The following is a 23,745-nucleotide window of genomic DNA, read 5'->3' as shown; positions in this document are numbered from 1 at the left end:
GCACTCCGTTCCGGGAATCGAAGAAGAAGCAACACCCGCGTCCGGCCGGCCGCGGTGCGCGGCGGGCCGGCGACCGGCGGCCATCAGGCGGCGCCGCGTTCGGCGGCCCGGGCGTGCAGGTGCTGGAGCGAGGGCGTATCCGTCTCCAAGGCGTTGAGCAGGCTTTCCACCTGCGCCATGTGATTGCACAACCCCTTGGCCCGGACCTTGCCGTGCTCGTCGAGCATCACCCCGAACGGTGTGGTGCCGATCTGATAGGCGATCCCGACATCACGCCCGTCGACGTAACTGAGTTCCGCGCCGATCCCGGCGCCGGCGAGGAAATCGGCGTGCTCGCGCTCGGTGCCGTCGGAGATCAGCACGATATCGATATCGCCCTCACCCTTGGCCATCGCTTTCATCCCGGGCAGCAGCGATTTACAGGTGGAACAGTTCGGCGCGGTGAACAGCAGCAGCTGCGGGCGGTCGCGATGCCCGCCGACGCTGACGTTGCGGCCGAGCTGATCGGTGAGGCCGTGGAAGGCGGGGCCGATCTGCTGCACCTTCGGGCCGGTGTCCATCATCCGGGCGCCGAGCGGCCCGAGACGCACCTGCACCCGGCCGATCTCCCGGGCGAGCCCGAGGATCATCAACAGCTCGGCGCACACCGCCGCGCTGAGGAGCAGGACCATGGTGACAAGGAAAACGGTCATGGATCAGTCCTTTTCGAGTGATCAGTAGCGACTGGTCGCCGAGACGGCGCGCAGCCGGACGGCGGCCGGGGTCAGGTAGTCGTCGACGGGCCGACGGCCGAACGACATCACCGAACGCGCGTACAGCCCGACGGCGGTCACGGCGACGGCGAAGACGCCGATACCGGCCCCCGCGACGCGTTCGAAAACGGTAAGCACCGGCGCCGCGGCGACCAGGACCGCGGCCACCGCGAGGCCGGCCGCGCGGAGCGCATGCCCCCAGCCGATATGCGCGATCTCCGCCGCGCCCGCGGCGAACGCGAAACATCCGCAATCCAGGTCGCGGCGGCCGCGCAGCAGATTCACCGTGAGCGCGAGGAAGAAGACGCCGAACAATGCCGCCGCGGCGGAACCGGTGATACACGGTAGGACGCCGAGTACCAGCGCGGCACCGAGCACGATCTCGGCCCACGGCAATATCGCGGCGACAACCGGCACCAGTGGATCCGGCAGCAACCGGTACCCGTGCACACTCCGTTCCGTCCGGGCGCGGTCGCCCACCTTCGGCACCCCCGCGATCACCAGGACGGCGCCCACCGCACCCGCCAGAGCTGCCCACACCATCGGCGCCCTCACTTCCCTCTACCGAACCGCCGGCATCCCGGGCGGTGAGCAAAGTATGGGAAGCCGATGCGACGGAACCGCTTCCCGCGGATTACCGCCCGCGCATCACCGAATGGAATCGACGCTGCCGCCGTTTGCCCTGTTCAGTGGCGATAACCCCATGAGGGAAGTGGGTCCGGTCACAGCGCGGCGCCGAGCGCGCGGCGATTTTCGCGACCGATTCCCACTCGGCGGTCGACTACCTGTCACATGGGAAACATCGATGCAATCCGGCCCTCGTAGATTGCTGTTCCCGAAGAATATTTCGCACCCCAGGTGGCCCATGAACACCAGCGCTCTGCACGCCGCACTCCGGCACGCCGCCGTGGCCGACCCACCCTCGGAACCGGTGTACTCACCGCTGCGGGCACTCGGCCGCCGTCAGCTCACCCCCTTGGACCTGGCCGGGCAATCGATGTCGACGATGGCGCCGGCCACCTGCATGGTGTTCACCGCGCTGTGGATGTCGGCAGCCGGATCGCAGGGTATACGCGGACTGGCCGCGGTCATCGGCGCGGTGCTGGTGATGGCACTGGTCGCGCTGTGTATCCGCCAGTTCACGGTACGGCTCGCGGCATCCGGTTCGCTGTACAGCTTCGTCGCCCACGGTCTCGGCAAACGCGCGACACTCACCGCCGGGGCCGCGCTGCTGGTGGGATATCTCGGTGTATCGATCTCGGTGTTGTCCAATGCCGGCGCCGATCTCGCGCAGGTGGGTGCATCGTTCGGGCTTCCCCGTCTTCCCGCTGCCCTCGTCTGCGCGGGAATCGCGGTGACCGTCGCGCTGATCGCGATCCGCGGGGTCCGGTTCGCCACCCGGTTGATCCTGCTGATCGAGGTGTGCACTGTCGGGTTGATCCTCGCCCTTCTTCTGCAAACCCCCGAACCGCTCGCCTTCGACCTGACGGTGACCTCGCTACCCTTCGGCCTCCTCGTGTTCCTGGCGATGCAAACCGTCCTGAACCTCGCGGGCTTCGAGAGCGCGGCGTTCTTCGGTCCCGAAGCGCAACGCCCGCTGCGCACGGTGACGCGCACCGTCCTGGGCACCCCGCTGCTGGTGGGCGCGCTGTACATCGTCGCGGGCTGGGCGGGAATGAGCGGGCACGCGGGTACGCTGCTCAACGCGTATTTCGGCGGCACCGCCTCGGGTGCGAGCCCGCTGCTCGTGCTCGTGGTGAACGTCGGTGTCTGCTCGTCGTGGATCGCCTCGACGCTCGGTTTCGCGCAGGCGGGGTCGCGGTTGCTGTACTCGATGAGCCTGGAACGGATCATCCCCGCGGTGTTCGAGAAGGTGCAACCCCGGTTCCGCACGCCCTACGCCGGCGTCGCGCTGTTCGTCGGGATCTCGTTTCTCGGCACGCTGTGGCACACCCCCGGCCACGGCGGTTCCACCGCATTCGACGCGGTCACCGAGATCACGCTGCTCCTCGGCTACACCCTGGTCGCCTTCGCGGCACTACGGTTTCTGGACCGGATCGGCGAACACACGCCGGCCACCCGCGCGGCGGGCCTGGCCGCGGCGGCCGCGGGCAGCGGTCTGCTCGCGTTCGCGGCCGTGGACGCCGGCCGCGCGGGCGGGTGGCTCTATCTGGCATGGTGCGCCGCACTCGGCCTATCCGGCACCCTCTGGTACGCCGTGCTACGCCGCTATCGGCCCGCCAGTATCGACGCGATCGGTGTGTTCGACAGTGTCGAAACCGCGGACCTGCTTCCGGGAGCCGCCTCCCTGCGGATCGACGAACACGGCCGTGCCGTACTGAGCTCACCCGGACGGTAACCGTGGTAGCCGAGCGACACCCCGCGCGTCCGGACGCGGCGGGCCCCGGGTTCGGGGGACAGCAACCCAAAGCGGTGCAGCGCGCCTTGGCGATGCTGGAAGCGGTGGCCCACCTGGGCGCCGGTGTCTCGGCCAAACAGATCTCCGCCTACACCACAGTGCCGCCGGCCACGGCGTATCGCCTGCTCAACCTCCTCGTCGCCGACGGTTTCCTGGTCCGCACCCCCGACCTCACCGGTTTCGCCCTCGGCCGCCGCACTTCGGAACTCGCCTACGCCGCGGCGACCACCCAGCCTGCCCGCACTGTCGCCGACATCCTGGAAGACCTCCGCGCCGAAACCCGCCACGGCCTCTACGTGACCTCGTTCCGCGGCGGCGCCCTGCGCATGGTCGACACCGATCCCGACCACGAAATCGTCTCCGCGGCCACGATCACCCGCAATCCCCACGCCCACGCCGCCGGCAAACTGCTCCTCGCCTACTGCCCCCGCCCCCTCGACCCCGCCGACCTACGCCCCGTCACCGCGCACACCGTCGTCGACCCGATAACCCTGCGCACCCAGCTCGCCCACATCCTGGCCACCGGAATCGCCTCCGAGAACCAGGAATCCCGCATAGGCCGTGCCGCCCTGGCCGTCCCGGTGCGCGACCCCGGCGCCGAGGTGGTGGGCGGCCTGTGCGTTCAGGGAACCGTCGGCCGAGTATCCGCCGACAACACCGATCTGGTCGCCTTCCTCCGCGACGGCGCCACCGAACTGACCGGCCTCCTGTAATCGAGACCGTAGGGCCGCCCGCCCGCACCCCGTACCGATATGTCGCCCTCCGATCCAACGGCCGGCCGGCTGCGCTCATACCGCCCAGGGCGGGTCAGCGACGGCTACGCGGCGGCGTAAGGATCGGCGAGCGCGGTGGGGGTCCGCGCGATCTCCAACGCTGCTTCGGGAAAGCGTTCACCGGCAACATAGATGCGAGCCCGAGTGCGTCCCATCGGTTCCAGGATCTGCCTACGTGCCAGCTCGCGCAGGTCCCGTTGCGCCTGCTGCAGATTCAAGTTCTCGTTCCGCTCGTAGCGGCTGCGGCGCACCCGCCCCGCCATCGCCACATCGTGCAGGGCGGTAACGAGCCGCTCATCGAGCGATTCGGCGCGAGCGAATTCGCTCAACTGCTCCCAGACCCGGCCCGAACGCACGAACCTCGCGCGCACCGTCTGTGCCTGCTGATGGTAAGCGGTCAGATTGAACCTCAGCCATTCGGACACATCCTGGTCAGGCCGGTATTCATTGCCGCGGCGGCCCAGCACCTGGTAGTACTCCCAGGTATTACCAGGGCGGCCGAGCCAAGCCTCGATCGACGAGAACTCCGGCGCCAGCACTCCCTCCCGAGCGATCATCAGCGTTTGCAGCGACCGCGACATCCGGCCGTTCCCATCGGCCCAGGGATGAATCGACACAAGATGCAGATGCGCCATCGCGGCACGCACCAGCGCATGCGTCCCGTCATCGGTGTTCAACCACTCCACCAGCTCGCCCATCAGCCCGGCAACCGCCGCAGCCTCCGGGGCGGTGTACGCCGCGATACTCGGGTCCCGGGCATCGGTCACATACACCGGTCCGCGCCGCCACTGCCCCGCCGGCTTCCGCACGGAATGCCGGTGGCCCTGCAACATCCAATGCAGGCCGTTGAACAGACCTTTGCTGTAACCGAAGTCCTCGACATCGTGCAGCGTCTGGATATAAGTCATCATCTGCTCGTACGCGAGCGTCTCCGCCCGGTTCTCCTCGGAGACCTCCACATCCCGCTCACCCGCCATCAAGTCCTCGACATCGATGGTGGCGACCTTGAATCCCTCGATCGAGTTCGAAGCCGCCACCGCATCAGCCGTGAGGAACTTTCGCAAGCCACCCGCCCATTTACCGGGCACCTTCTGCAATTGATGCCGCAGTTCCTCGCGCATGCGGTCGATGTCGGCAAGCACGCGCTCATCGGTACCGGTCAACGCCGGGGTCGGATATAACACCGACCCACGATATATTGACGCAATCATTACGTCAAACACTGTCGCTGCGGTGAACCTACAGGCTGCCGCAGTAGTGGCAGAGCGCGCCCTGTCAGCCGATATGACGGATCCGTGGCCAGAGGTCGCTCCATGACTCGGTCAAGTTCTCGCAGTGGAAGATGCGAGTGCCGTTCTCGTCGTTGCTGATTCCGTAATCGTTGTGCACGGCGGCGACCTCGGTGAGCCGGCCGCAAGCCCGTTCCGCCCAGGGCGGAACGACGGAGGGTGCGTCGGTGCCCAGCACGATCGCCGTACGGTAGCGCTCCGGCGGTGGTCCCCACCATCCGTACGCTTGGTGCCCGGAATAGACAGGCGGGAAGCCGGTTCCCTCGCGCACGAAGTGCGGGCCGAACTCGGCTATCGCGCCGGCTTGGCCGTAATTATCGGCGAGGATCACGGTGTCGTCCCGCACGTCGGCCGGGAGCCGATCGACCACTTCGGCAACAGCGCGGCCCATCTCCGGCCAGCCGATCTGTTCCCCGGTCTGGTCGTTGATTTCGAGGACCGGGGAATCGGCCAGCACCGGCAACGGCAGCACCGGTAGCGAGAAAACCGCGGCGGAAGCGGCCGAGAACACCACCACGATCGCCAGGACCGTCACGCGCAACCGGCGTGCTCCCGTGACCGCCCAATCCGCGGCGACTACCCCGCCCGCCGCCAGCAGCGGCGGATAGGCCTCGAAAAGATAATGTTCGCGGCCGCCGGTGACCAGCAGAACCCCCAGCAGGCCGAGGAAAGCCACACCGAAACAGCGCATCCGCGGATTCCGCAACAGCCACCACAGGCCGGCAACCCACACCGGCACCAGCAGCACACCCACGATCACGAGCTGAAAGGCCAGCAGTTCCACCCGGCTGGTACCGGCACTGATCTCGGTAACCATCTGCCACTCCGGCCAGCCGTTCCGGGCCTGCCAGAGCACCGTGGGCAGCGCGATCAGAGCAGCCGTCAGCACTCCGACCGGCAGCCATTTCCCCCGCAGCACTGCCCGCGGGCCAGCGGCGACCACAGCGGCGAGCACGACGACCGCGTACACGACCAGGAACACCCGGTTGAGCAACCCGAACCCCAGTACGATCCCGGCGACCGGCCACAGCCGGCGGTCACCGGTGCGCAGCAGCCGCGCCAGCACGAAGACGAGCGCCGCCGCGAATACGAGATCGATGGTGGCGGTGGTCAGGATATGACCGGATACCTGAACCAGAATCGAGCTCGCCGCAACCGTTGCCGCGAGAAATTGCGCGGCACGACCACCGCCGAACTCCCTGGCGACAAGCCCGATCAACAACACGGTGGCAGCGGCCGCGAGCGCAGCCGGAATACGAAGGGCGATCAGTGAGCCCGGCGCGAGCTCGTCCGCGATCCGCGCGATCAAAGGACTCAGCGGCGGATGGTCGGGATAACCCCACGCCAGATGGCGCCCGGATTCCCGGATATAGAACTCATCCCGGAAGACACCGTATCGCCCGGCACAAGCCATGAGCACGGCGAACAACACCCCGGACACGGCGACAACGGGCCAGATCTCCGCGCGGGTACCGGTCAGCCGCCGCACCGGCGAGCCGCCAGTTTCCTTCACTTCGACAATTTTGCCGAGCCGATCACCCAACAACAATGGGCGCTGACATGAAAGACGCGTACTGCGTACGACCCTCCTGCGCCCCGGAAGCAAGATCGCTACAGATCGTCGGGGAGAAGCCGGAACGCCTTATGGCAGGTCAAGGGCGTTAGCGCCCGGAAGTCACGGCGGTCGAGCGTGAGTACCGAATTCGTTTCGTACTCGGCAGCCAGGGCAACATTGACGGCGTCTGCGAGATCGAGGCGAAGCGCCGGGTACAAGGTGCGTACAGCGTTGGCTTGATCGAGCACATCGGTCGTTACCACAGCGATTTCGAAGGCTCCCCGCCGCGCTTCGGCGGCGATGTCCTCGATCATGGAGGTTGCAAGCTGTTGGCCGAGCGCGCGACGGCCGACATGGTCGAGTTCCGCCAGGACCAGGGGCGAAAAGACTACGAGCCCAGCCGACTCGAGGGCCTTGAAAGCCCCGTCGCTGTCTGGCGAGGACGTATCGAAGGCCGCGAGGAGGCCGGATGTGTCCGCGATGATGATTCCGGCACTCGCAGGCGACGTGGACTCGGTCATTCCGTGTCGTCGTCGGCGAGGATCTCTTCGACACGGTTCGCCAGGGTGGGGTCCCCACTGGCGAACCGGCGCAGACGGAGCGGTTCCGAGCGCCGTCGCACTCGCAGGGCCGCCAAGTGAATGCCTTCCCGAATGATTTCGGCTTCGCTCACCTGAGTGCGTGCCGCCGCTTCCTTGATAGTTGCGAGGTCCTCGGCGTCCGCATAGACCATGGTCCGCTTCAGGGGCATATGCGTATAGTGCCACATGTGCGGCACTGTTGACAAGAAACGCGACGCTCCTGCCAATCGCGCCACCTGTGCCCGGTCCCATTCGGGAGCCGCACTTACGTCGTCGTCTACCCATCCGAACGCAATCGGCGGCCTGTGCTGCCACATGGTGGTTCCCCTGAGTTGTCGGATACATGGAATGCACCCGCCGCCGGGGGCCGTGCGACTCTCCGGGTTCTTCTCGGCGACGGGGCCGAAAAACGCTATGCGTGAAGCTTTGGATGCGTAACCGCCCAGCTGTCCACATCCGTCCACAAGCCCGGCACAGCACGGCTACCGTTGAATGCATGAACCCCGGCGGGGCGGCCATCACCGGTGAACGGCTGCGCGCGGCACGCGAAGCGGCCGGGCTCAGCCTGGCGGCGCTGGCCGCACGCACGCACTACAGCAAAGCGCTGCTGGGGATGTTGGAGACCGGTCAGCGGCAGATCCGGCCGGAGCACGTCACCGCCTATGCCGACGCCGTGGGAGTAGGGTCGGCGCTCTTCGTGGAACCCGCCGATGGTGAACGGGCGGCAGCCGAATGGATGCAGCGAGCGGAAGCATCGGATATCGGAGACGACACACTCGAGCGCTTGGAAATGGCCGTGGACGATCTGGCAGCGGCTTATCCGACCACACCCCCGGCGGAACTGCTCGGACATATCCGCCGCCATCTCGGGTTCGCGGGCCGTCTGATGGACAGCCGAAAAACGTTGGCGCAGCATCGCCGTCTGCTGGTTACTGTCGGCTGGCTGTCGCTGCTCGCCAGTACCTGCCATATCGACCTGGGCGAACAGTCCGCCGCGGCGGCCCGGGGGCATCTGGCGTGGAGGCTGGCCGACGAAGCGGGACACCGCGAAATCGCGGCGTGGTGCCTGGAGACCCGCGCATGGAACCAACTGACGAACGGGGAGTTCACCGCGGCGGCGGAGTTGTCGCGGGCCGCGCAGGCCCTCGCCCCGGCAGACAGTTCGGCGTTCATTCAAGCGACTGCCCAGGAAGGTCGCGCACTGGCGCGACTCGGGGACAGCAAGGGCACGTACGAGGCGCTCCGCAGAGTCGCCCGGCTGGTGTCCGGGCTCGGCACACCCGACCGGCCGGAACAGCATTTCCGATACGACCCTGCAAAATCGGACGCCTACGTGGCCACGACCCTTGCCTGGCTCGGTGATCCGGCAGCGGAACCCTATGCCCGGCATGTGCTCGCCGACCTCGGTGCCGCGGCGACCATCCGGCCGCGCCGCATCGGCTCGGCGAACCTGGATCTGGGACTGGCGCTGCTCGCCGCCGGCAAGCCGGAGGAAGCGGCCCACGTCGCCCTGGCCGCCGTGGAGTCCCGGCGCCTGGTGCCGTCGAACTTTTGGCGGGTTTCCGAGGTCGTCTCCGGGATAGCTGAGCGGGGCGCGCCCACTGCGGCCGTCGTGCACGAAGCGTTCCGCGAAATCTACCGTCCCTAGCGAACACGAATCGAACTCGGGGGGTGCGCCGATGCGGAAGACGTTGGCCACGACTATCGCCAGAACGGCTACGCGGATCGCGGCCGCCGCCGGACCGGAGCGGATGCGGGCGCTGGCGCGGTTCAACCGGTATGTCACCAATCCCGTGCAGCGCCTGTGGGCGCCGCGGCTGCCGTTCATGGCCGTCCTCGAACACACCGGGCGCAAGTCCGGTAACACTTACCGGACCCCGGTCATGGTTTTCATCGAATCCGGTGTGCTGGCCGTCCCGCTGAACTACGGCCCCGAATCGGATTGGGTGCGCAATATCCGGGCCTCGGGTTCGGCCGGGGTCGTTCATCGGCGCAAGTACTACCGCTTGACCGATCCTCGCGTGGTACCCGCGGACTCGCCCGAATTACCGCTTTCCGTGCGATCCGCCGGGATACCGGGTCGCAGCGTGTTCCTCGGTACCGTGGGGCCGGTCGGCGGCTGAGAACATTTCCGCGAATCGTTCGACTCGAGACGGTTGCCCCGGACGAGGCATTTCTACGGCATCGCTCGTTGCACCAGTACCGCGCCGAGGAGCAGGATGGCCGCTCCGGCCAGTTGCGGCGGCCGGAGCGCCTGGCCGAGCAGCAGCCAGGCCAGGGCGGCGGCGACGAGAGGTTCTGTCAGGCCCAGTACGCCTGCCGCGGTTGCGGGCAGTTCGCGTAGTGCCCGCAGGCCGGCCAGGTATGGCAGCACGGTGCCGGCGACGGCCAGTACCAGCAGCACCAGCCACACGGGAACATGCCGGCCGCCCAGGTCGGCGGCGGCCGGGAGCAAGCCGAAGGGCATCGTCCAGAGCGGCGCTACCGCCGTTACGACCACCGCGCCGATCAGCAATCCGGCCGCGGTCATCCCGAACGGGTCGTGCCGGGTCGCGCCGTGCTCACCGAGCAGGAAGAATCCGGCCGAACAGGCCGCCGCACCCAACCCGGCCGCGACGCCCACGGGGTCCAGCCGGGCACCGTCCCAGATTTGCGCGATCGCGGTCAGACCTGCCAGCGCCAGCCCGATCCCCAGCCATACCCGGCCGGGCAGCGGCGTTCCCCGCACCACCCGCACCCACAGCGCGACCAGCGCAGGCGCCGCGTTGACCAGCACCATCGCGACACCCACCGGAACTCGGGCCACCGCCACGAAGAACAACAACTGCACGCCGGCGACGCCGAGCAGCCCGTATCCGAGCAGGAGCCAGATATCGGCACGTCCGAACCGCAAGGCCCGCGGCCGCCATATCGCGACCACCAGCAGCAGCAAGACGGCGGCCGATCCGATCCGCACCGAGGTCACCGCGGCGGGCGACCAGCCCACCGCCATCACCGCCGCCGCCAACGGTCCGGAACTCGCGAACAACACCCAGGACAGTAGGGCCAGCCCGGTCGCCCGCGCCCGGCCCGGTGTCCGCACGACCTTCTCCGCTCCGGTCACACCTGCAGCTTCACTCGGCGAGCACCGCGAGCCAACCGAATTTCCGGCGTTATTCGGGACGAACGGCCGGTGACTCCGCGGTGGCCATGGCGGCGGTGCGGCGGCCCATCGAGAACATCTGCCGGTCGTAGAGGGGACGCAGGAGGCGTTTCACCCAGAATGCCTTGCGGCCCGCACGATCGGTGAGGACGAGGAATCGGCGGGCGTCTATCCCGGCGATCGCGGCCGCGGCGATCTCGTCGGCGTCCGCGGCCGCGTTGTCGATCAGCTTGCGGGCCACGCCCGCCATGGCCGGGTCGTCGTCGCTCAGCGAGGACGCCAAACCGGTGCGGAAGAACGACGGGCAGAGCACCGATACCGATACCCCGAAAGGCGCCAGCTCGTAGCGCAGGCTTTCGCTCAACGCCACGACGGCGGCCTTGGTCGCGTTGTATGCGCTCATCGCGGGCGGGTGGACGAGCCCGGCGAGCGAGGCGGTGTTGACGATATGGCCGGACCTCGCCTGCGTGAACATCGGTGTGAAGGTACGGCACCCGTTCGCCACCCCGGCGACGTTGATCTCGAGCACCCGTGCCCATTCCGCGTGCGACACCCGGTCGATACGGCCGCCGGTGGCGACACCCGCATTGTTGATCAGCAGGTCGAGCCCGCCCATGGTTTCCTCGACGGTCCGGCGCGCGCGCAGCCAGTCACTTTCGGAGGTCACGTCCAGCCGCAGGTAGGAGGCGCCGGACGGCGCCTGATGCTCCTCGAACAGGTCGGTGACCAGGACGGTGTCACCGCGGCCGGCGAACTGCCGCGCCAGTGCCGCGCCGAGTCCGGACGCGCCGCCGGTGATGAGGATTCGGGCCATGGTTGTCTCCGTATGGTGTCGAGCGGTCCGGGAGGACCGGATGGCTTCTGGTTCACACCCGCTGAGCGACCCGGGCACGGACCGGGCGCAACGTCTTACGGAGGTCGGTACGCAGCACCGCGGCGGAGTCGAGGAGGTAGTTCTGCCGCACCGTCCACGGGTGCCGGTCACCTTGGCGGGGGAAATCGCCGATCGAACGCTGGATGTATCCGGAGGCCAGGTCGAGCAGCGGTTTATCGCCCACGGTGCCACGGGTTTCCGGGACCACCGCCGCGTAGTTCTGTTTATCCATGAAGTTCAGCACCTTGCAGACCAGTCGCGAGCTGAGGTCGGCGCGCAGGGTCCACGAGGCGTTGGTGTAACCGATGCAGACGGCGAAATTCGGCACCCCGGTGAGCATGGCGCCTTGCCACACGAACTGTTCGGGCAGCGCGACTTCCGTTCCGTCCACCGAGGGTTTGATTCCGCCGAATGCCAGCAGTTCGAGGCCGGTGGCGGTGACGACGATATCGGCGGGCAGCACCCGGCCGGAACGCAACCGAATGCCCTCGGGCACGAATCGATCGATATGGTCGGTGACGACCTCCGCCTTGTCCTTCTTCATGGCACGGAAGAAATCGGCGTTCGGTACCGCGCACAGGCGCTGATCCCAGGGGTCGTAGCTGGGGGTGAAATGTTCGGCCACCAGTTTCTCGTCCCCGAGGATGCGGGTGGTGAGCCCGGTGAGCAATTTGCGGGCGGCCTGTGGGCGGCGGCGGCAGTACTGGTAGAACCCGACCGAGAACAGGATGTTCTTGGTGCGGATCACCCGGTGCGCGAGCTGGGACGGCAGCAGCGCGCGCAACCGGTCGGCGATCTTGTCGCGGCCGGGAACCGCGCTGATCCAGGTGGGGCTGCGCTGCAACATGGTGACCAGTTCGGCCTGGTCGGCCATGGCGGGCACCAGCGTGACGGCGGTGGCGCCGCTGCCGATGACCACGACCCGCTTACCCGTGTAATCGAGATCGGCCGGCCAGAACTGCGGATGCACCAACTGCCCGGCGAAATCCCCGGCGCCCGGGAATTCCGGTGAATGGCCGCGGTCGTAGTTGTAATAGCCGGCGCAACTGTAGAGGAACCCGCAGGTCAGCGTCCGGTGAGTGACGGCGCCGGAGGGGTCGCGCTGTTCCAGGGTGAGCGTCCAGCGCAGCGCCTCAGACGACCAGTCCGCGGCAATCAGTTTTGTCCGGTACCGGATGCGGCGGTCGATGCCGTACTTGCGGGCCGTCTCGGTGACGTAGCGCAGGATCGACGGGCCGTCGGCAATGGATTTCGCGTCCCGCCACGGTTCGAACGGGTAGCCGAGGGTGAACATATCCGAGTCGGACCGGATACCCGGGTAACGGAAGAGGTCCCAGGTGCCGCCGAGGGCGTCGCGGGCCTCCAGGATCACGTAGGTCTTGCCCGGGCATTCGGACTGTAAGCGGTAGGCGGCACCGATTCCGGAGAGTCCGGCGCCGACGACGACGACATCGACGTGCTCCGCGGCGGTCACGACATCCTGTTCCTCGCTCATGGTCCCCATTCTGCTCGGTGCTGCCCACCGCACTCTTGATTCTCGACGACAAAGAATTGATTCTGGACGACATGTCCGTGATTCGTTCCGCCGGCCTGCGCGGCTTCCGGGCGACGGTGGCCGAACTCGGCGGTGACGCCGAGCGGCTGGCGGCCCTCGCCGGATTACCTGCCGCCGCACTGGACAGCGACGAGATGCTGGTGCCGGACCAGGCGGTCGCCACCGTACTGGAATCGGCCGCACAACAACTGGACTGTCCCGACCTCGGACTACGCGTCTCTGCCCGGCAGGACCTGGACATGCTCGGACCGCTCGCGCTGGCGATCCGGAACTCGCCCACCCTGTCGGAAGTGCTGGAGTGCACGGCGCGGTATCTGTTCGTCCACGCGCCGGCGCTGAATATCGCCCTCGAACCGGACCCCTACGGTGCCGCCGATATCCGCGCGCTGCGGTACGAGGTGCGTTCCGGTAATCGGCCGATCCCCGTCCAGGGCACGGATCTCGGGCTCGGCTTCGTGCACCGGGCGATCCAGCGGCTGGTGGGCGAACGGTACGGACTGCGTTCGGTGGAGCTGCCGTACCACCCGGCGGCGCCCATCCCGGTCTACGAACGGTTCTTCGGCGCCCCGGTGCGCGCGGGCCGCCCCGCCGCGCTGCTGCGGGTGCCACGCGAACTGGCGACCCGCTCCCTGGCCGGTGGCGACGCGAAACTACACCGGCTGGCGATGGCGTTCCTGGCGGCGCAGACCGCGGCCGACGGCACCGCGGCCGCACCCCGGGTCCGCACCACGGTGCGGCAGTTACTGGGCACCCTCGCACCCGATATCGCGGCGGTGGCCGAACTGCTCACCATCCACCCGCGCACCTTGCAACGCCGGCTTGCCGCGGAGGGAACGAGTTTCGCGGTGCTCCTCGACGAGATCCGGCGGGAGCGGGCGCAGTACTACCTCACCGCCACCACCATGCCGATGACCCAGATCACCGCCCTGCTCGGCCTGGCCGAACAGGCCACGCTCACCCGCTGCTGCCGCCGCTGGTGGAACAGCACGCCGACCGCGATACGCCGGGCCGGCACCACTCCCCCGTAGCCTTTCGGCTCACTGGATCCGTTCCCAGCCCCGCCGCTCGCGCCGGGCGCCCAGCTCCATATCGCGACTCCGGTAAACGATGTAGGGCCTGGTCAGATAGCCGAGGGGCATGGAGAACACATGCACCAGGCGGGTGAACGGCCAGAACGCGAACAGTACCCAGGCGGCGATCACGTGGAGCTGGAAGCCGAGGGGGGCGGCGAGGATGAGGTCGGTATCGGGACGGAAAGAGAGCACGGAGCGGAACCACGGGGAGACCGTGTGGCGGTAGTCGTGCGGGTTGCCGGTGGCATTGCCGATCACCGTGGTACCGAAGCCGAGCACGAGGGTGCCGATGAGCAGGACGTACATGATCTTGTCGTTGCGGGTGGTCGCGGAGAAGACCGGGCCCGTGGTGCGGCGGCGGTAGATCAGGATGGCGGCGCCGATCAGGGTCGCGGCGCCGGTGAGCACCCCGATCCCGACGGAGAACGCGTGATAGATGGGTTCGCTGATCCCGACCGCTTCGGTCCAGCCCTCGGGAATGAGCAGGCCGACGATATGCCCCAGGATCACCAGCAGGATGCCGAAATGGAACAAGGGACTGCCCAGGCGCAGTAGCCGGTTCTCATAGAGCTGGGAGGAACGGGTGGTCCACCCGAATTTGTCGTAGCGGTAACGCCAGTAGTGGCCGACCAGGAAGATCGCGATCGACGCGTAGGGCAGCGCCACCCACAGCAGGATATCGACGGTGGTGAGCTGTTCGCCGGCATCGGCGAGGAAAACGAGGTTCATCGATGTACCTCCGTCATTCGGCGTACCACTCGCGGCGTAGGTGCATCCGTTCCCGCCGATCGGGAAGTCGTCATCCGGGGTGATGAGCGACGTCGTTTCGGCGGTGCGGGATGGTCGGGTCGGGAAGGTAGCGAGGCGGCGTGAACGGTGCCAGCCCGACCTCTTCCTCCGGTGGGCCTTCGGCGATGAGCCGGGCGATCGCGTCCTCCTCGCTACCTGCCAGGGCGGGCAGGGTCGCGACGACCGAATCGAGCACGCCCGCCCAGGGTGAGCCGGCTTCGTGTAGTCCGCGGCGCATCAGCTCCAGACCGGCGCGATGTTCGGTGAGTAGCCGCAACCCGGTTTCGGCATGCCCGGCGGCGGCGAATTCGAGGACCACCGATAGATGGTCCGGTAGTTCCTCCTCGCTCAGCCGGAGCCCGGCGGACTGGTAGGCCTGCTTGAATCGCAGCAGCGCCACTCCCCGCTTCCGGGTGTCGCCGTATGCGAAATAGGTGAGGTACGGGCTGAAACGTTTGCGGTGATCGAAGGTCGCGACGTAGTCGGCGGCCAGTTCGAACAGGGAGCTGCGCCGGACATGGGCGAGGAAGCGGGCCAGCGGGTCGCCGACCGGTGGCGGCAGGGTGCCCGCCACGGTGCCGAGCAGATCCAGGTTGCGGTGCAGGGTTTCGTCCGGATAGCCGAGGAGCAGCGATTGCGACTGCCAGGCGGCGGCGCGGACGGCGGGGTCCAATTTCCCGGTCTTCATCGCCGCGGCTCCGATCCGCCGCCGGAACCGGACGGATTCTCGGGCGGGAACAGCCCGTCGGGCGCTTTACCGTCCCAATTGAGCAGGTTCACCCGGCCCTGTCCGCGCACCGTTGTCGTGGTATCGGCGGTTTGCCGGTCGCGCAGCATTCGGAAATTCTCGACCGCGATCGGCGATACTCCGCCGGAGCTTTCCCCGAACGGGCCCGATCCCGTCATGCCGGGACCGCCCTCGTAATCGAGGCTGCATTCGGTGGCGAGTTCTTCCAGGCCGTGCGCCTGTTCGGCGTGGGCGGGCGGAATCACATAGCGCTCATCGTATTTGGCGAGCGCGAGCAGGCGGAACATATCGTAGATCTGCTCACCGGTCATACCGGCCGATTCGGCGATCCGCTCCTGGGGTTCGCGGCCGAGATTGATATCGCGCATATAGCTGCGCATGGCGGCGAGCCGGCGCAGCACATCGGTCACCGGAGCCGGATCGCCGGCGGTGAACAACTGGGCGAGATAGTCCACCGGGATGCGCAGGGCCTCGATAGCTGCGAAGAGATTACCGAAATCCTCGGCATCGTGCCCGGTGTCGCGGACGATATCGACCACCGGCGAGAGCGGCGGGATGTACCAGACCATCGGCATGGTGCGGTATTCCGGATGCAGCGGCAGCGCGACCTGATAGGTGTTGATCAGCGCGTAGATGGGCGACCGGTCCGCTGCTTCCACCCAGTCGTAGGGGATCCCCGCCCGTTCGGCCGCCCGCCGGACCTCCGGATCGGACGGGTCCAGGAACACCTCCCGCTGCGCCTGGTAGAGCCCCTGCTCATCCGGGGTGGACGCGGCTTCGAGAACCTTGTCCGCGTCGTAGAGCACCAGGCCGATATAGCGCAACCGGCCCACGCAGGTCTCCGCGCAGACGGTCGGCAGTCCCACCTCGACCCGAGGAAAACAGAAGGTGCATTTCTCCGCCTTCCCGGTGCGGTGATTGAAGTAGACCTTCTTGTACGGGCAGCCGGAAACGCACATCCGCCAGCCCCGGCACCGGTCCTGGTCGACCAGCACGATCCCGTCCTCGCTGCGCTTGTAGATGGCGCCGGAAGGGCACGACGCCGCGCACGAGGGATTCAGGCAGTGCTCGCAGATCCGGGGCAGATAGAACATGAAGGTCTGCTCGAATTCGAACCGGACCTTTTCGGCGAGTTTGCTCAGCAGCGGGTCGCGGTCACCGTATTCGGTGGCGCCCCCGAGATCGTCGTCCCAGTTCGCCGACCATTCGATTTTCGTATCCTTACCGGAGATCAGCGATTTCGGCCGGGCCACGGGCGTATGCCGCTGGGCCGGTGCGGTGGTGAGGTTCTCGTAGTCGTAGGTCCAGGGTTCGTAGTAGTCGCCGAGCTCGGGCAGGATCGGGTTGCTGAAGATGGTGAACAATTTCCGCCACCGGCCGCCACCTTTGAGCTTCAGGTTTCCTTTGCGGTTCAGCTCCCAGCCGCCCCGCCACTTCTCCTGATCCTCATAGGTACGCGGATAACCTTGCCCAGGCCGGGTTTCCACATTGTTGAACCAGACGTATTCGACCCCGGACCGGTTGGTCCACGCCTGCTTACAGGTCACCGAACAGGTATGGCAGCCGATACATTTGTCCAGATTCATCACCATCGCCATTTGCGCCATGACCCGCATCAGTAACTCACCTCCTGTCCGCGACGACGGATCACCGTCACCTCGTCGCGCTGGTTTCCGGTCGGCCCGAGATAGTTGAACGCGAAGCTGAGCTGGGCGTACCCACCGATGAGGTGGCTCGGTTTGATGAGCAGGCGGGTCAGCGAATTGTGGATACCGCCGCGCTGCCCGGAGGTTTCACTGATCGGGACGTCGATCAGCCGGTCCTGCGCGTGGTACATGTACACCGTGCCTTCGGGCATCCGGTGCGAGACCACGGCCCGCGCCACCACCACCCCGTTGCGGTTCACCGCCTCGACCCATTCGTTGTCGGCGACCGCGATCTTCGCCGCGTCCTGCGGCGACATCCAGATCGTCGGGCCACCGCGCGACAGGCTCAGCATGAAGAGGTTGTCCTGGTATTCGGAGTGGATGGACCATTTGCTGTGCGGGGTGAGGTAGCGGACGGTGACCCCGAGTTCCCCCACCGCACCGATCCCCGGCTCCCCGAACAGAGCGGCCATATTGAGCGGCGGGCGGTATACCGGCAGCCATTCGCCGAGTTCGGCCATCCAGTCGTGATCGAGGTAGAAATGCTGGCGGCCGGTGAGCGTATGCCACGGTTTGCGACGTTCGATATTGATGGTGAACGGGGAATACCGGCGACCCCCCGTTTCCGACCCCGACCATTCCGGTGAGGTGATCACCGGCACGGGTGCGGCCTGCGTATCGGCGAAGGTGATGCGTTTGCCCTCGTGCTCGGCGGCCAGATCGGCCAGCCGCATCCCGGTGCGCTGTTCCAGAGCGCGGAAACCCTCGGTGGCCAACCGCCCGTTGGTGGTACCCGACAGCGCGAGAATCGCCTCGGCGGCCTGGATTCCGCGTTGCAGCGAGGGCCGGCCGTCGGCGGGACCACCGCGGATCACACCGTTCTTGTGCCGTAGATAGTCGACCTCCGGGGCGAGGTCGAAGGTGACGCCTTTGGTGGTGGCACCGAGCTTTTCCGCCAGCGGCCCGAGCGCCCGCATCTTGGCACCGATCGCACCGTAATCCCGTTCCACCACCACGAGTTTCGGCATGGTGACACCGGGCACCGGTTCGGTTTCCCCATGTTTCCAATCCGCGACCCGGCCGTGCGGGGTGGCCATCTCGTCCGGAGTGTCGTGTAGCAGCGGAACTGCCACCACATCCTTGCGTACACCCAGCCGCGGCCCCGCCAGCTCACTGAACTTCTCGGCGATCGCCTGGAAGGCATCCCAATCGCTGCGGGTCTGCCACGGCGGCGCGATGGCCGGGTTGAACGAATGCACGAACGGGTGCATATCGGTGGTGTTCAGGTCGTGTTTCTCGTACCAGGTGGCGGCCGGCAGGACGACGTCGGAGAACAGGGTGGTGCTGGTCATCCGGAAGTCCAGGGTGAGCAGCAGGTCGAGTTTGCCGCGCGGCGCCTCCGGGCGCCACACCACATCGCGCGGGCGGGCGCCGGCCGGGGTGGGCGAGGCGCGCAACGAGGATTCCGTGCCGAGCAGGTGTTCGAGGAAGTATTCGTTGCCCTTGGCCGACGAGCCCAGCAGGTTCGCCCGCCACACGGTCAGCACCCGCGGGAAGTTCTCCGGGGCGTCCGGGTCTTCACAGGCGAAACGCATCCGCCCCGAACGTAGTTCGGACACCACATATCCGGAGACCGATCCGCCGTCGGCCTCGGCCGCGTCCACCAGGTCGAGCGGGTTGCGGTCGAAGGTCGGGTACGACGGCATCCAGCCGAGCCGGGACGCCTGGGCGATCGCATCGGCGGTGGTCATCCCGGCGAGCCGGCCCCCGGACCGCGCGGCCGAGAGCGTATCGGCGCCGAACCAGTCGTAACGGAACTGGTCGGCGTGCAGGTACCAGTAGGCGGTCTGGATCATCTGCCGCGGCGGCCGCGACCAGTCCAGCGCCGACGCCAGCTGGGTCCACCCGGTCACCGGCCGGCATTTCTCCTGCCCCACGTAATGCGCCCACCCACCGCCGTTGACGCCCTGGCAGCCGGTGATCGTGGTCAGGGTGAGAAAGGCCCGGTAGATGGTGTCGGAATGGAACCAGTGATTGGTGCCGGCGCCCATCACGATCATCGAACGGCCGTGGCTCTCCTCGGCATTGGCGGCGAATTCGCGGGCGATCCGCAGCACCGCCGCCGCGGGCACACCGGTGATCGATTCCTGCCAGGCCGGGGTGTAGGGGTGCGCCGGGTCGTCGTAATCGACCGGCCACAACCCCGGCAGGCCCGCGCGGTGCACGCCGTACTGGGCGAGCATGAGGTCGAATACGGTGGTGACCAGTTGATCGTTCACCCGCCGTACCGGTACGCCACGCTGTACGGTCGCGCCTTCATCGCCGGTGGTGTCGAAGCGAGGCAGAAGGACGGTCGCCGTATCGCCGCCCAGCAGGGTCAGCTGCGGGACCACGCCCTCGAGGTCGAGGTTCCAGCGGCCGTTCCCGGTATCGCCGAAGCGGTACCCGAGCGACCCGTTGGGTACCACCGGATTTCCCTCGGCATCGAGCACCACCGTTTTGAACGCCGCGTTCTCGGTGCCGATATAGGCGTCGAGATCGGCGGCGGTGAGGAACTTCCCGGGCAGGTAGCCCCCGTCGCTCTCCTCCAGCCGGACCAGGAACGGCAGATCCGTGAACTGGCGGATATAGCTGGTGAAATACGGCACCTCGCGTTCGACGAAGTACTCCCGCAGCACCACATGCCCCATCGCCATGGCCAGCGCGCCGTCGGTGCCGGGATGCGGAGCCAGCCATTCGTCGGCGAATTTCACATTGTCGGCGTAATCCGGTGCGACGGCGACGACCTTCTGCCCGCGATAGCGGGCCTCGGCCATCCAGTGCGCGTCCGGGGTGCGGGTCACCGGGAGATTCGAGCCCCACATGATCAGGTAGCCGGCATCCCACCAGTCCCCCGATTCCGGGACGTCGGTCTGATCGCCGAACATCTGCGGTGAGGCCACCGGCAGATCGGCGTACCAGTCGTAGAACGACAGCATCGCCCCGCCGATCAGCGAGACGAACCGGGCGCCGGAGGCATGCGACACCATCGACATCGCCGGGATCGGCGAGAAACCCGCGATCCGGTCGGGTCCGTAGCGTTCGATGGTGTGCACATGCGCGGCGGCGATCAGCTCGGTGGCCTCGTCCCAGGTCGCGCGGACCAGACCACCCTTGCCGCGCGCCGCCTTGTAGCGCCGGGCCGATTCCGGATCCTCGACGATCGAGGCCCACGCGCGCACCGGGTCGCCGATGGCGTTCTTCGCCGCCCGGTACATCTCCAGCAGCACACCCCGGATATAGGGGTAGCGCACGCGCGTCGGCGAATAGGTGTACCAGGAGAACGCGGCACCGCGCGGGCACCCCCGCGGTTCGTACTCCGGTTTGTCCGGGCCCACCGACGGATAATCGGTCTGCTGGGTTTCCCAGGTGATGATCCCGTCCTTGACGTAGATCTTCCACGAACACGATCCGGTGCAGTTCACGCCGTGGGTGGAGCGCACCACCTTGTCGTGACTCCACCGGTCCCGGTAGAACTCGTCGGCCTGCCGGCCCCCGGTTTCGTACATCGACCGGTGATCGGTGGAGATCTCGGCCCGGGTGAAGAACCGCCGGGTACCGACCAGCGCATCGGTCAGCTCACCGTCGAGCCGCGCCGCACCGGTACCACGTCGGCTGTGGGTCATAACGCCTCCTTCTGAGCGGTGCCTACGGTTCGCCGAACCCGCGCCGGGATCACGCGCGCTTCCGTTCGACCTCGCGGCGCACGACGGTCAGGGTGAATACCAGGGCCGCCAGTGCGACCGCGGCCAGTGCCAGCAGGCCCGGGCCGTAATCGGAAGTGGATTCGTAAATGGCGCCCATCACCAGCGGCGGAACGAAACCGCCCAGCCCGCCCGCGGCGCCCACGAAGCCGGTGACCGCCCCGACCTTCCCGGGCGGCGCGATCTGCGCGACCAGCCCGAAGGTCGCACCGCTGCCCGCGCCGAGCGCCGCGGCCAGCACCAGGAACGCGATGGTGCCCACGGGCATCAGATCGGGAGTGGCGGACTGCACGACCGCCGCGACGACCACGAACCCGAGGGTGCCCGCGAGAACCACCGGGCCGTCGAACCGGTCGACGAGCCAGCCGCCGACCGGCCGCATGATCACCGCGAGCAGAACGAACCCGGCCATTCTGTTGGCCGCGTCCGATTGCGAAAGGTCGTAGGCGGTGCGCAGATACGAAGGCAGGTACACCGAGAACGCGACGAACCCGCCGAACGCCACCGCGTACAGCGCGGAAGCCTCCCAGGTGGCGGGCAGGCGCATGGTCTGCACCAGCCGGGTCGTCAGCGATTCGGCGGGCGCGGTGCGGCCCGGGGCGTCGCGCAACAGGAACCAGGCGACGATCGCGTACACCGCAAGCGCGGCAGCGCACAGCAGGAACGGGGTCGCGGTATCGCCCAGATCCACCAGTTGCACGGTGGTGAGGGCACTGATGGCGGTGCCGCCCATCCCCATCCCGTACACGCCGATCGCCAGTCCCTGCTTCTCCGGCGGGAACCAGCGGCTGACGAACGGCACCCCCACCGCGAACACCGTGCCCGCGATACCGAGGAAGAAACCGCCGATCAGTAGAGCCGCCAGCGCCGAATTCCCGACCAGCCCGAGGAACAGCACGGGTACCACGGTGATCAGCGAGATGGCCGGGAACATCACCCGCCCGCCGTAGCGGTCGGCCAGGGCGCCCACCGGGATACGGCCCAGCGACCCCACGATCACCGGGACCGCGACCACCAGCGATTCCTGGAACGAATCCAGGCCGAGTTCCTCGCGTAACCGGGGTGCGAGCGGACTCAGCAGTGCCCAGGCCCAGAAATTGAGGGCGAAACCCACGGTCGCCAGGACCAGCATGAGGGTGCGCCCGCCGGTCGCGGCGCGAGTGCCGGCCGGCATCCGGTCGGCACTGCTCGGAGTCGAAGAGGCCACCATCACTCCCAGGGAAGTCGGTCCGGCAAACTCTCTGCATGCCCGGTGTCCACGAACGCTCATCGGGCGATATCGGTGATCGAACGCGGTCGGATGCCACTGCGCGCACCGCCGCTGTACTGCACTATCGGTGGATCCGGTCTTCGGTAACGCACGGCCGGACGACGGGCCCGGCGCGGGCTCGCCGGGAAATCCTGCCTAGGCCGCCCACGGCCGAGCATAGGCGTAGCTACGCCTTATTCCTGCCACACCCGAGACAATGTTGCGGACACATTCGTGATTCCGTGGGTTTCGCCCTCTCGCGGTAACCGGTGCGGTGAACCCCGGATACCTGCCGTTCCGGCCGCCCGGCCGGGCTCCTAGGCTCGACCGGTGGATATCGACTGGCCCGAGCTGCGCGCCCGCTGCCTGATCACCGAGGACGAGGAGGTCCTGGCGCTGAACAAGCCCGCCGGTATCTCGGTCACCGGGGAGCGCCACGACACCGATATCGTCGCCGCCGCCGAGGAGGCGGGTGAGAAGTTGTTCCCGGTCCACCGGATCGACAAGGTGACTTCGGGCCTGGTGCTGCTGGCCAAACAGCTGCCGGCGCACGGGCAGCTCACCCGCCAGTTCAACAAGCAGACCGCCCGCAAGACCTATCTGGCCGTTGTCGCCGCCGGAGCGGAACCGCTACCCGACAGCGGCGTGATCGAGCTCCCGCTCAGCGTCGGTCGCAAGAACCGCGTCCGGGTCGCGGCGCCCCGCGAGACCATCCGGCACACCGGCGATCGCTGGTTCGTCGCCGAGGCGGATCTGCTGAACACGAAGAACTATCCATCGCGCACGGAGTTCACCGTCGTTTCCCGGTATCCGGACTATGCGGCGCTCGCCCTGCACCCGATCACCGGCCGCCGCCATCAGCTGCGCGTCCACCTCGCCTGGATAGGCCACCCCATCGTCGGCGACCCCCTGTTCGACCGCACCGGCACCCACTCCCGCACCCACCTGCACTCCTGGCGCCTGCACCTGTCCGCAGACTGGCGACCCGACGGCCGGCTGAATATGGAAGCTCCCCCCGACGACGCCTTCTGGGCACCGCTACCGCAGCCCCCAGCGGCACTTCCCGCCTGACCCCGGCAGCGCTTCCCGGCCGAGCCGCGGCGGGCAGTCGCGGGTTGGGCCCGGCGCGGGTCGGCGACGGCGACAGCTGGTGATGTGACTTGCACCGGCCCGGTGGCGTACCTCATAGCCAGGCCGGTCGCACCGGCCGACTGCCCTAAGCTGGAGGCGTGAACCCGCCCCCACGGGACCATCACGGCGCCGAACCCCGCAGCCGGGAAGCCCCGGCCCCCGGCGGACCCAGCGCCCAACACAGCCACGGCGGCGCCGAGTCTCACAAGGCTGCCCCGAGTGGTCCACATAACCCCGAAACCCAACGCAACCACGGCGGCGCCGAGTCGCACGAGCCCCGCTGGGGTTCACATAACCCCGAAACCCAACGCAACCACGGCGGCGCCGAGTCTTACGAGGCCCTGAGTGGTTTTGGCCCGTCCCCGGGGGGGTGGGGCAGGGGGGGGGGGGGGGGGAGCGCCGGGGGGGGGCGGGGCGGCGCCGCAG

Annotated in this window: 20 protein-coding genes; 6 read left to right on the top strand and 14 right to left on the bottom strand. The window is 67.7% G+C overall.

The window, feature by feature from the left end; translation table 11 throughout:
- Positions 1 to 83 precede the first annotated feature (83 nt).
- Positions 84 to 692 carry a methylamine utilization protein gene (locus tag QH276_RS19330; RefSeq protein ID WP_280396737.1) on the bottom strand — a complete coding sequence of 203 codons (609 nt, stop codon included), beginning with the start codon at positions 690 to 692 and terminating at the stop codon, positions 84 to 86.
- A gap of 21 nt (positions 693 to 713) precedes the next feature.
- Positions 714 to 1,295, bottom strand: a complete 582-nt coding sequence (locus QH276_RS19325) for a MauE/DoxX family redox-associated membrane protein (protein ID WP_280396738.1) — start codon at positions 1,293 to 1,295, stop codon at positions 714 to 716.
- Between the two features lie 322 nt (positions 1,296 to 1,617).
- Between QH276_RS19325 and QH276_RS19320 the strand changes: the two genes are divergently transcribed.
- Entirely contained in the window at positions 1,618 to 3,111 is a 1,494-nt protein-coding gene (locus QH276_RS19320) for an APC family permease (protein ID WP_280396739.1), read from the top strand.
- A gap of 2 nt (positions 3,112 to 3,113) precedes the next feature.
- Positions 3,114 to 3,884: an IclR family transcriptional regulator gene (locus QH276_RS19315; RefSeq protein WP_280396740.1), complete on the top strand. Its 771-nt coding sequence runs from the start codon at positions 3,114 to 3,116 to the stop codon at positions 3,882 to 3,884.
- Positions 3,885 to 3,988: 104 nt separating this feature from the next.
- Here the strand turns inward: QH276_RS19315 and QH276_RS19310 are convergent, their stop codons facing one another.
- The 4 genes from QH276_RS19310 to QH276_RS19295 all read right to left on the bottom strand — a co-directional run bounded on the left by QH276_RS19310 (position 3,989) and on the right by QH276_RS19295 (position 7,539).
- Positions 3,989 to 5,107, bottom strand: a complete 1,119-nt coding sequence (locus QH276_RS19310; RefSeq protein ID WP_280396741.1) for a Fic family protein — start codon at positions 5,105 to 5,107, stop codon at positions 3,989 to 3,991.
- Between the two features lie 112 nt (positions 5,108 to 5,219).
- On the bottom strand, positions 5,220 to 6,746 hold the full coding sequence (locus QH276_RS19305) for an ArnT family glycosyltransferase (protein ID WP_280396742.1): 1,527 nt from the start codon (positions 6,744 to 6,746) through the stop codon (positions 5,220 to 5,222).
- A 98-nt stretch (positions 6,747 to 6,844) separates the two neighbouring features.
- Positions 6,845 to 7,309, bottom strand: a complete 465-nt coding sequence (locus QH276_RS19300; RefSeq protein WP_280396743.1) for a PIN domain-containing protein — start codon at positions 7,307 to 7,309, stop codon at positions 6,845 to 6,847.
- The gene (locus QH276_RS19295) at positions 7,306 to 7,539 is read right to left on the bottom strand and encodes a ribbon-helix-helix protein, CopG family (RefSeq protein WP_280396744.1); all 234 of its coding nucleotides are present in this window, start codon (positions 7,537 to 7,539) and stop codon (positions 7,306 to 7,308) included. Before QH276_RS19295 ends, QH276_RS19300 begins: the two co-directional genes overlap by 4 nt.
- A 326-nt stretch (positions 7,540 to 7,865) precedes the next feature.
- On the opposite strand from QH276_RS19295, the gene QH276_RS19290 reads away from it, so the two are divergent.
- Positions 7,866 to 9,017, top strand: a complete 1,152-nt coding sequence (locus QH276_RS19290) for a helix-turn-helix domain-containing protein (RefSeq protein ID WP_280396745.1) — start codon at positions 7,866 to 7,868, stop codon at positions 9,015 to 9,017.
- Positions 9,018 to 9,048: 31 nt separating this feature from the next.
- A complete protein-coding gene (locus tag QH276_RS19285; RefSeq protein WP_280396746.1) occupies positions 9,049 to 9,492 on the top strand; it encodes a nitroreductase family deazaflavin-dependent oxidoreductase in 444 nt (147 codons plus the stop codon).
- A 53-nt stretch (positions 9,493 to 9,545) separates the two neighbouring features.
- On the opposite strand, the gene QH276_RS19280 is transcribed toward QH276_RS19285, so the two are convergent.
- From QH276_RS19280 to QH276_RS19270, 3 genes are read right to left on the bottom strand one after another with little or no spacing between them, the layout of a single operon-like run.
- Complete coding sequence (locus QH276_RS19280) at positions 9,546 to 10,472, bottom strand: EamA family transporter (RefSeq protein ID WP_280396747.1); 927 nt, start codon at positions 10,470 to 10,472, stop codon at positions 9,546 to 9,548.
- Between the two features lie 49 nt (positions 10,473 to 10,521).
- Positions 10,522 to 11,325, bottom strand: a complete 804-nt coding sequence (locus QH276_RS19275) for an SDR family NAD(P)-dependent oxidoreductase (RefSeq protein ID WP_280396748.1) — start codon at positions 11,323 to 11,325, stop codon at positions 10,522 to 10,524.
- A 52-nt stretch (positions 11,326 to 11,377) separates the two neighbouring features.
- Positions 11,378 to 12,880, bottom strand: coding sequence for a flavin-containing monooxygenase (locus tag QH276_RS19270; RefSeq protein WP_280396749.1), 1,503 nt, complete (start codon positions 12,878 to 12,880; stop codon positions 11,378 to 11,380).
- Positions 12,881 to 12,897: 17 nt separating this feature from the next.
- Between QH276_RS19270 and QH276_RS19265 the strand changes: the two genes are divergently transcribed.
- Complete coding sequence (locus QH276_RS19265; RefSeq protein ID WP_280396750.1) at positions 12,898 to 13,968, top strand: AraC family transcriptional regulator; 1,071 nt, start codon at positions 12,898 to 12,900, stop codon at positions 13,966 to 13,968.
- A 9-nt stretch (positions 13,969 to 13,977) separates the two neighbouring features.
- Here QH276_RS19265 and narI read toward each other — a convergent pair whose 3' ends face one another.
- From narI to QH276_RS19240, 5 genes are all read right to left on the bottom strand, one after another.
- The gene (gene narI / locus QH276_RS19260) at positions 13,978 to 14,742 is read right to left on the bottom strand and encodes a respiratory nitrate reductase subunit gamma (protein WP_280396751.1); all 765 of its coding nucleotides are present in this window, start codon (positions 14,740 to 14,742) and stop codon (positions 13,978 to 13,980) included.
- Positions 14,743 to 14,812: 70 nt separating this feature from the next.
- A complete protein-coding gene (narJ, locus tag QH276_RS19255; RefSeq protein WP_280396752.1) occupies positions 14,813 to 15,490 on the bottom strand; it encodes a nitrate reductase molybdenum cofactor assembly chaperone in 678 nt (225 codons plus the stop codon).
- The gene (narH, locus tag QH276_RS19250; protein ID WP_280396753.1) at positions 15,487 to 17,166 is read right to left on the bottom strand and encodes a nitrate reductase subunit beta; all 1,680 of its coding nucleotides are present in this window, start codon (positions 17,164 to 17,166) and stop codon (positions 15,487 to 15,489) included. Before narH ends, narJ begins: the two co-directional genes overlap by 4 nt.
- Complete coding sequence (locus tag QH276_RS19245) at positions 17,166 to 20,861, bottom strand: nitrate reductase subunit alpha (protein WP_280396754.1); 3,696 nt, start codon at positions 20,859 to 20,861, stop codon at positions 17,166 to 17,168. Before QH276_RS19245 ends, narH begins: the two co-directional genes overlap by 1 nt.
- A 49-nt stretch (positions 20,862 to 20,910) precedes the next feature.
- Positions 20,911 to 22,149, bottom strand: coding sequence for a nitrate/nitrite transporter (locus tag QH276_RS19240; RefSeq protein WP_280396755.1), 1,239 nt, complete (start codon positions 22,147 to 22,149; stop codon positions 20,911 to 20,913).
- Positions 22,150 to 22,518: 369 nt separating this feature from the next.
- Between QH276_RS19240 and QH276_RS19235 the strand changes: the two genes are divergently transcribed.
- A complete protein-coding gene (locus QH276_RS19235; RefSeq protein ID WP_280396756.1) occupies positions 22,519 to 23,259 on the top strand; it encodes an RluA family pseudouridine synthase in 741 nt (246 codons plus the stop codon).
- The last annotated feature ends 486 nt before the right edge of the window (positions 23,260 to 23,745 follow it).

Source organism: Nocardia carnea (assembly GCF_029869215.1).
Taxonomy (GTDB): Bacteria; Actinomycetota; Actinomycetes; order Mycobacteriales; family Mycobacteriaceae; genus Nocardia; species Nocardia carnea_B.
Note: the sequence above shows the minus strand (reverse complement) of the source record. Positions and strands in the feature narration are given on the sequence as shown.

Excerpts from the sequence above, each read along its gene's own strand:
- QH276_RS19275 (WP_280396748.1), bottom strand. The coding sequence starts at position 11,325 with ATGGCCCGAATCCTCATCACCGGCGGCGCGTCCGGACTCGGCGCGGCA.
- narJ (WP_280396752.1), bottom strand. The coding sequence starts at position 15,490 with ATGAAGACCGGGAAATTGGACCCCGCCGTCCGCGCCGCCGCCTGGCAG.
- QH276_RS19330 (WP_280396737.1), bottom strand. The coding sequence starts at position 692 with ATGACCGTTTTCCTTGTCACCATGGTCCTGCTCCTCAGCGCGGCGGTG.
- QH276_RS19325 (WP_280396738.1), bottom strand. The coding sequence starts at position 1,295 with ATGGTGTGGGCAGCTCTGGCGGGTGCGGTGGGCGCCGTCCTGGTGATC.
- QH276_RS19240 (WP_280396755.1), bottom strand. The coding sequence starts at position 22,149 with ATGGTGGCCTCTTCGACTCCGAGCAGTGCCGACCGGATGCCGGCCGGC.
- QH276_RS19320 (WP_280396739.1), top strand. The coding sequence starts at position 1,618 with ATGAACACCAGCGCTCTGCACGCCGCACTCCGGCACGCCGCCGTGGCC.
- QH276_RS19300 (WP_280396743.1), bottom strand. The coding sequence starts at position 7,309 with ATGACCGAGTCCACGTCGCCTGCGAGTGCCGGAATCATCATCGCGGAC.
- QH276_RS19245 (WP_280396754.1), bottom strand. The coding sequence starts at position 20,861 with ATGACCCACAGCCGACGTGGTACCGGTGCGGCGCGGCTCGACGGTGAG.
- QH276_RS19270 (WP_280396749.1), bottom strand. The coding sequence starts at position 12,880 with ATGAGCGAGGAACAGGATGTCGTGACCGCCGCGGAGCACGTCGATGTC.
- QH276_RS19285 (WP_280396746.1), top strand. The coding sequence starts at position 9,049 with ATGCGGAAGACGTTGGCCACGACTATCGCCAGAACGGCTACGCGGATC.
- QH276_RS19295 (WP_280396744.1), bottom strand. The coding sequence starts at position 7,539 with ATGCCCCTGAAGCGGACCATGGTCTATGCGGACGCCGAGGACCTCGCA.
- QH276_RS19290 (WP_280396745.1), top strand. The coding sequence starts at position 7,866 with ATGAACCCCGGCGGGGCGGCCATCACCGGTGAACGGCTGCGCGCGGCA.
- narI (WP_280396751.1), bottom strand. The coding sequence starts at position 14,742 with ATGAACCTCGTTTTCCTCGCCGATGCCGGCGAACAGCTCACCACCGTC.
- narH (WP_280396753.1), bottom strand. The coding sequence starts at position 17,166 with ATGCGGGTCATGGCGCAAATGGCGATGGTGATGAATCTGGACAAATGT.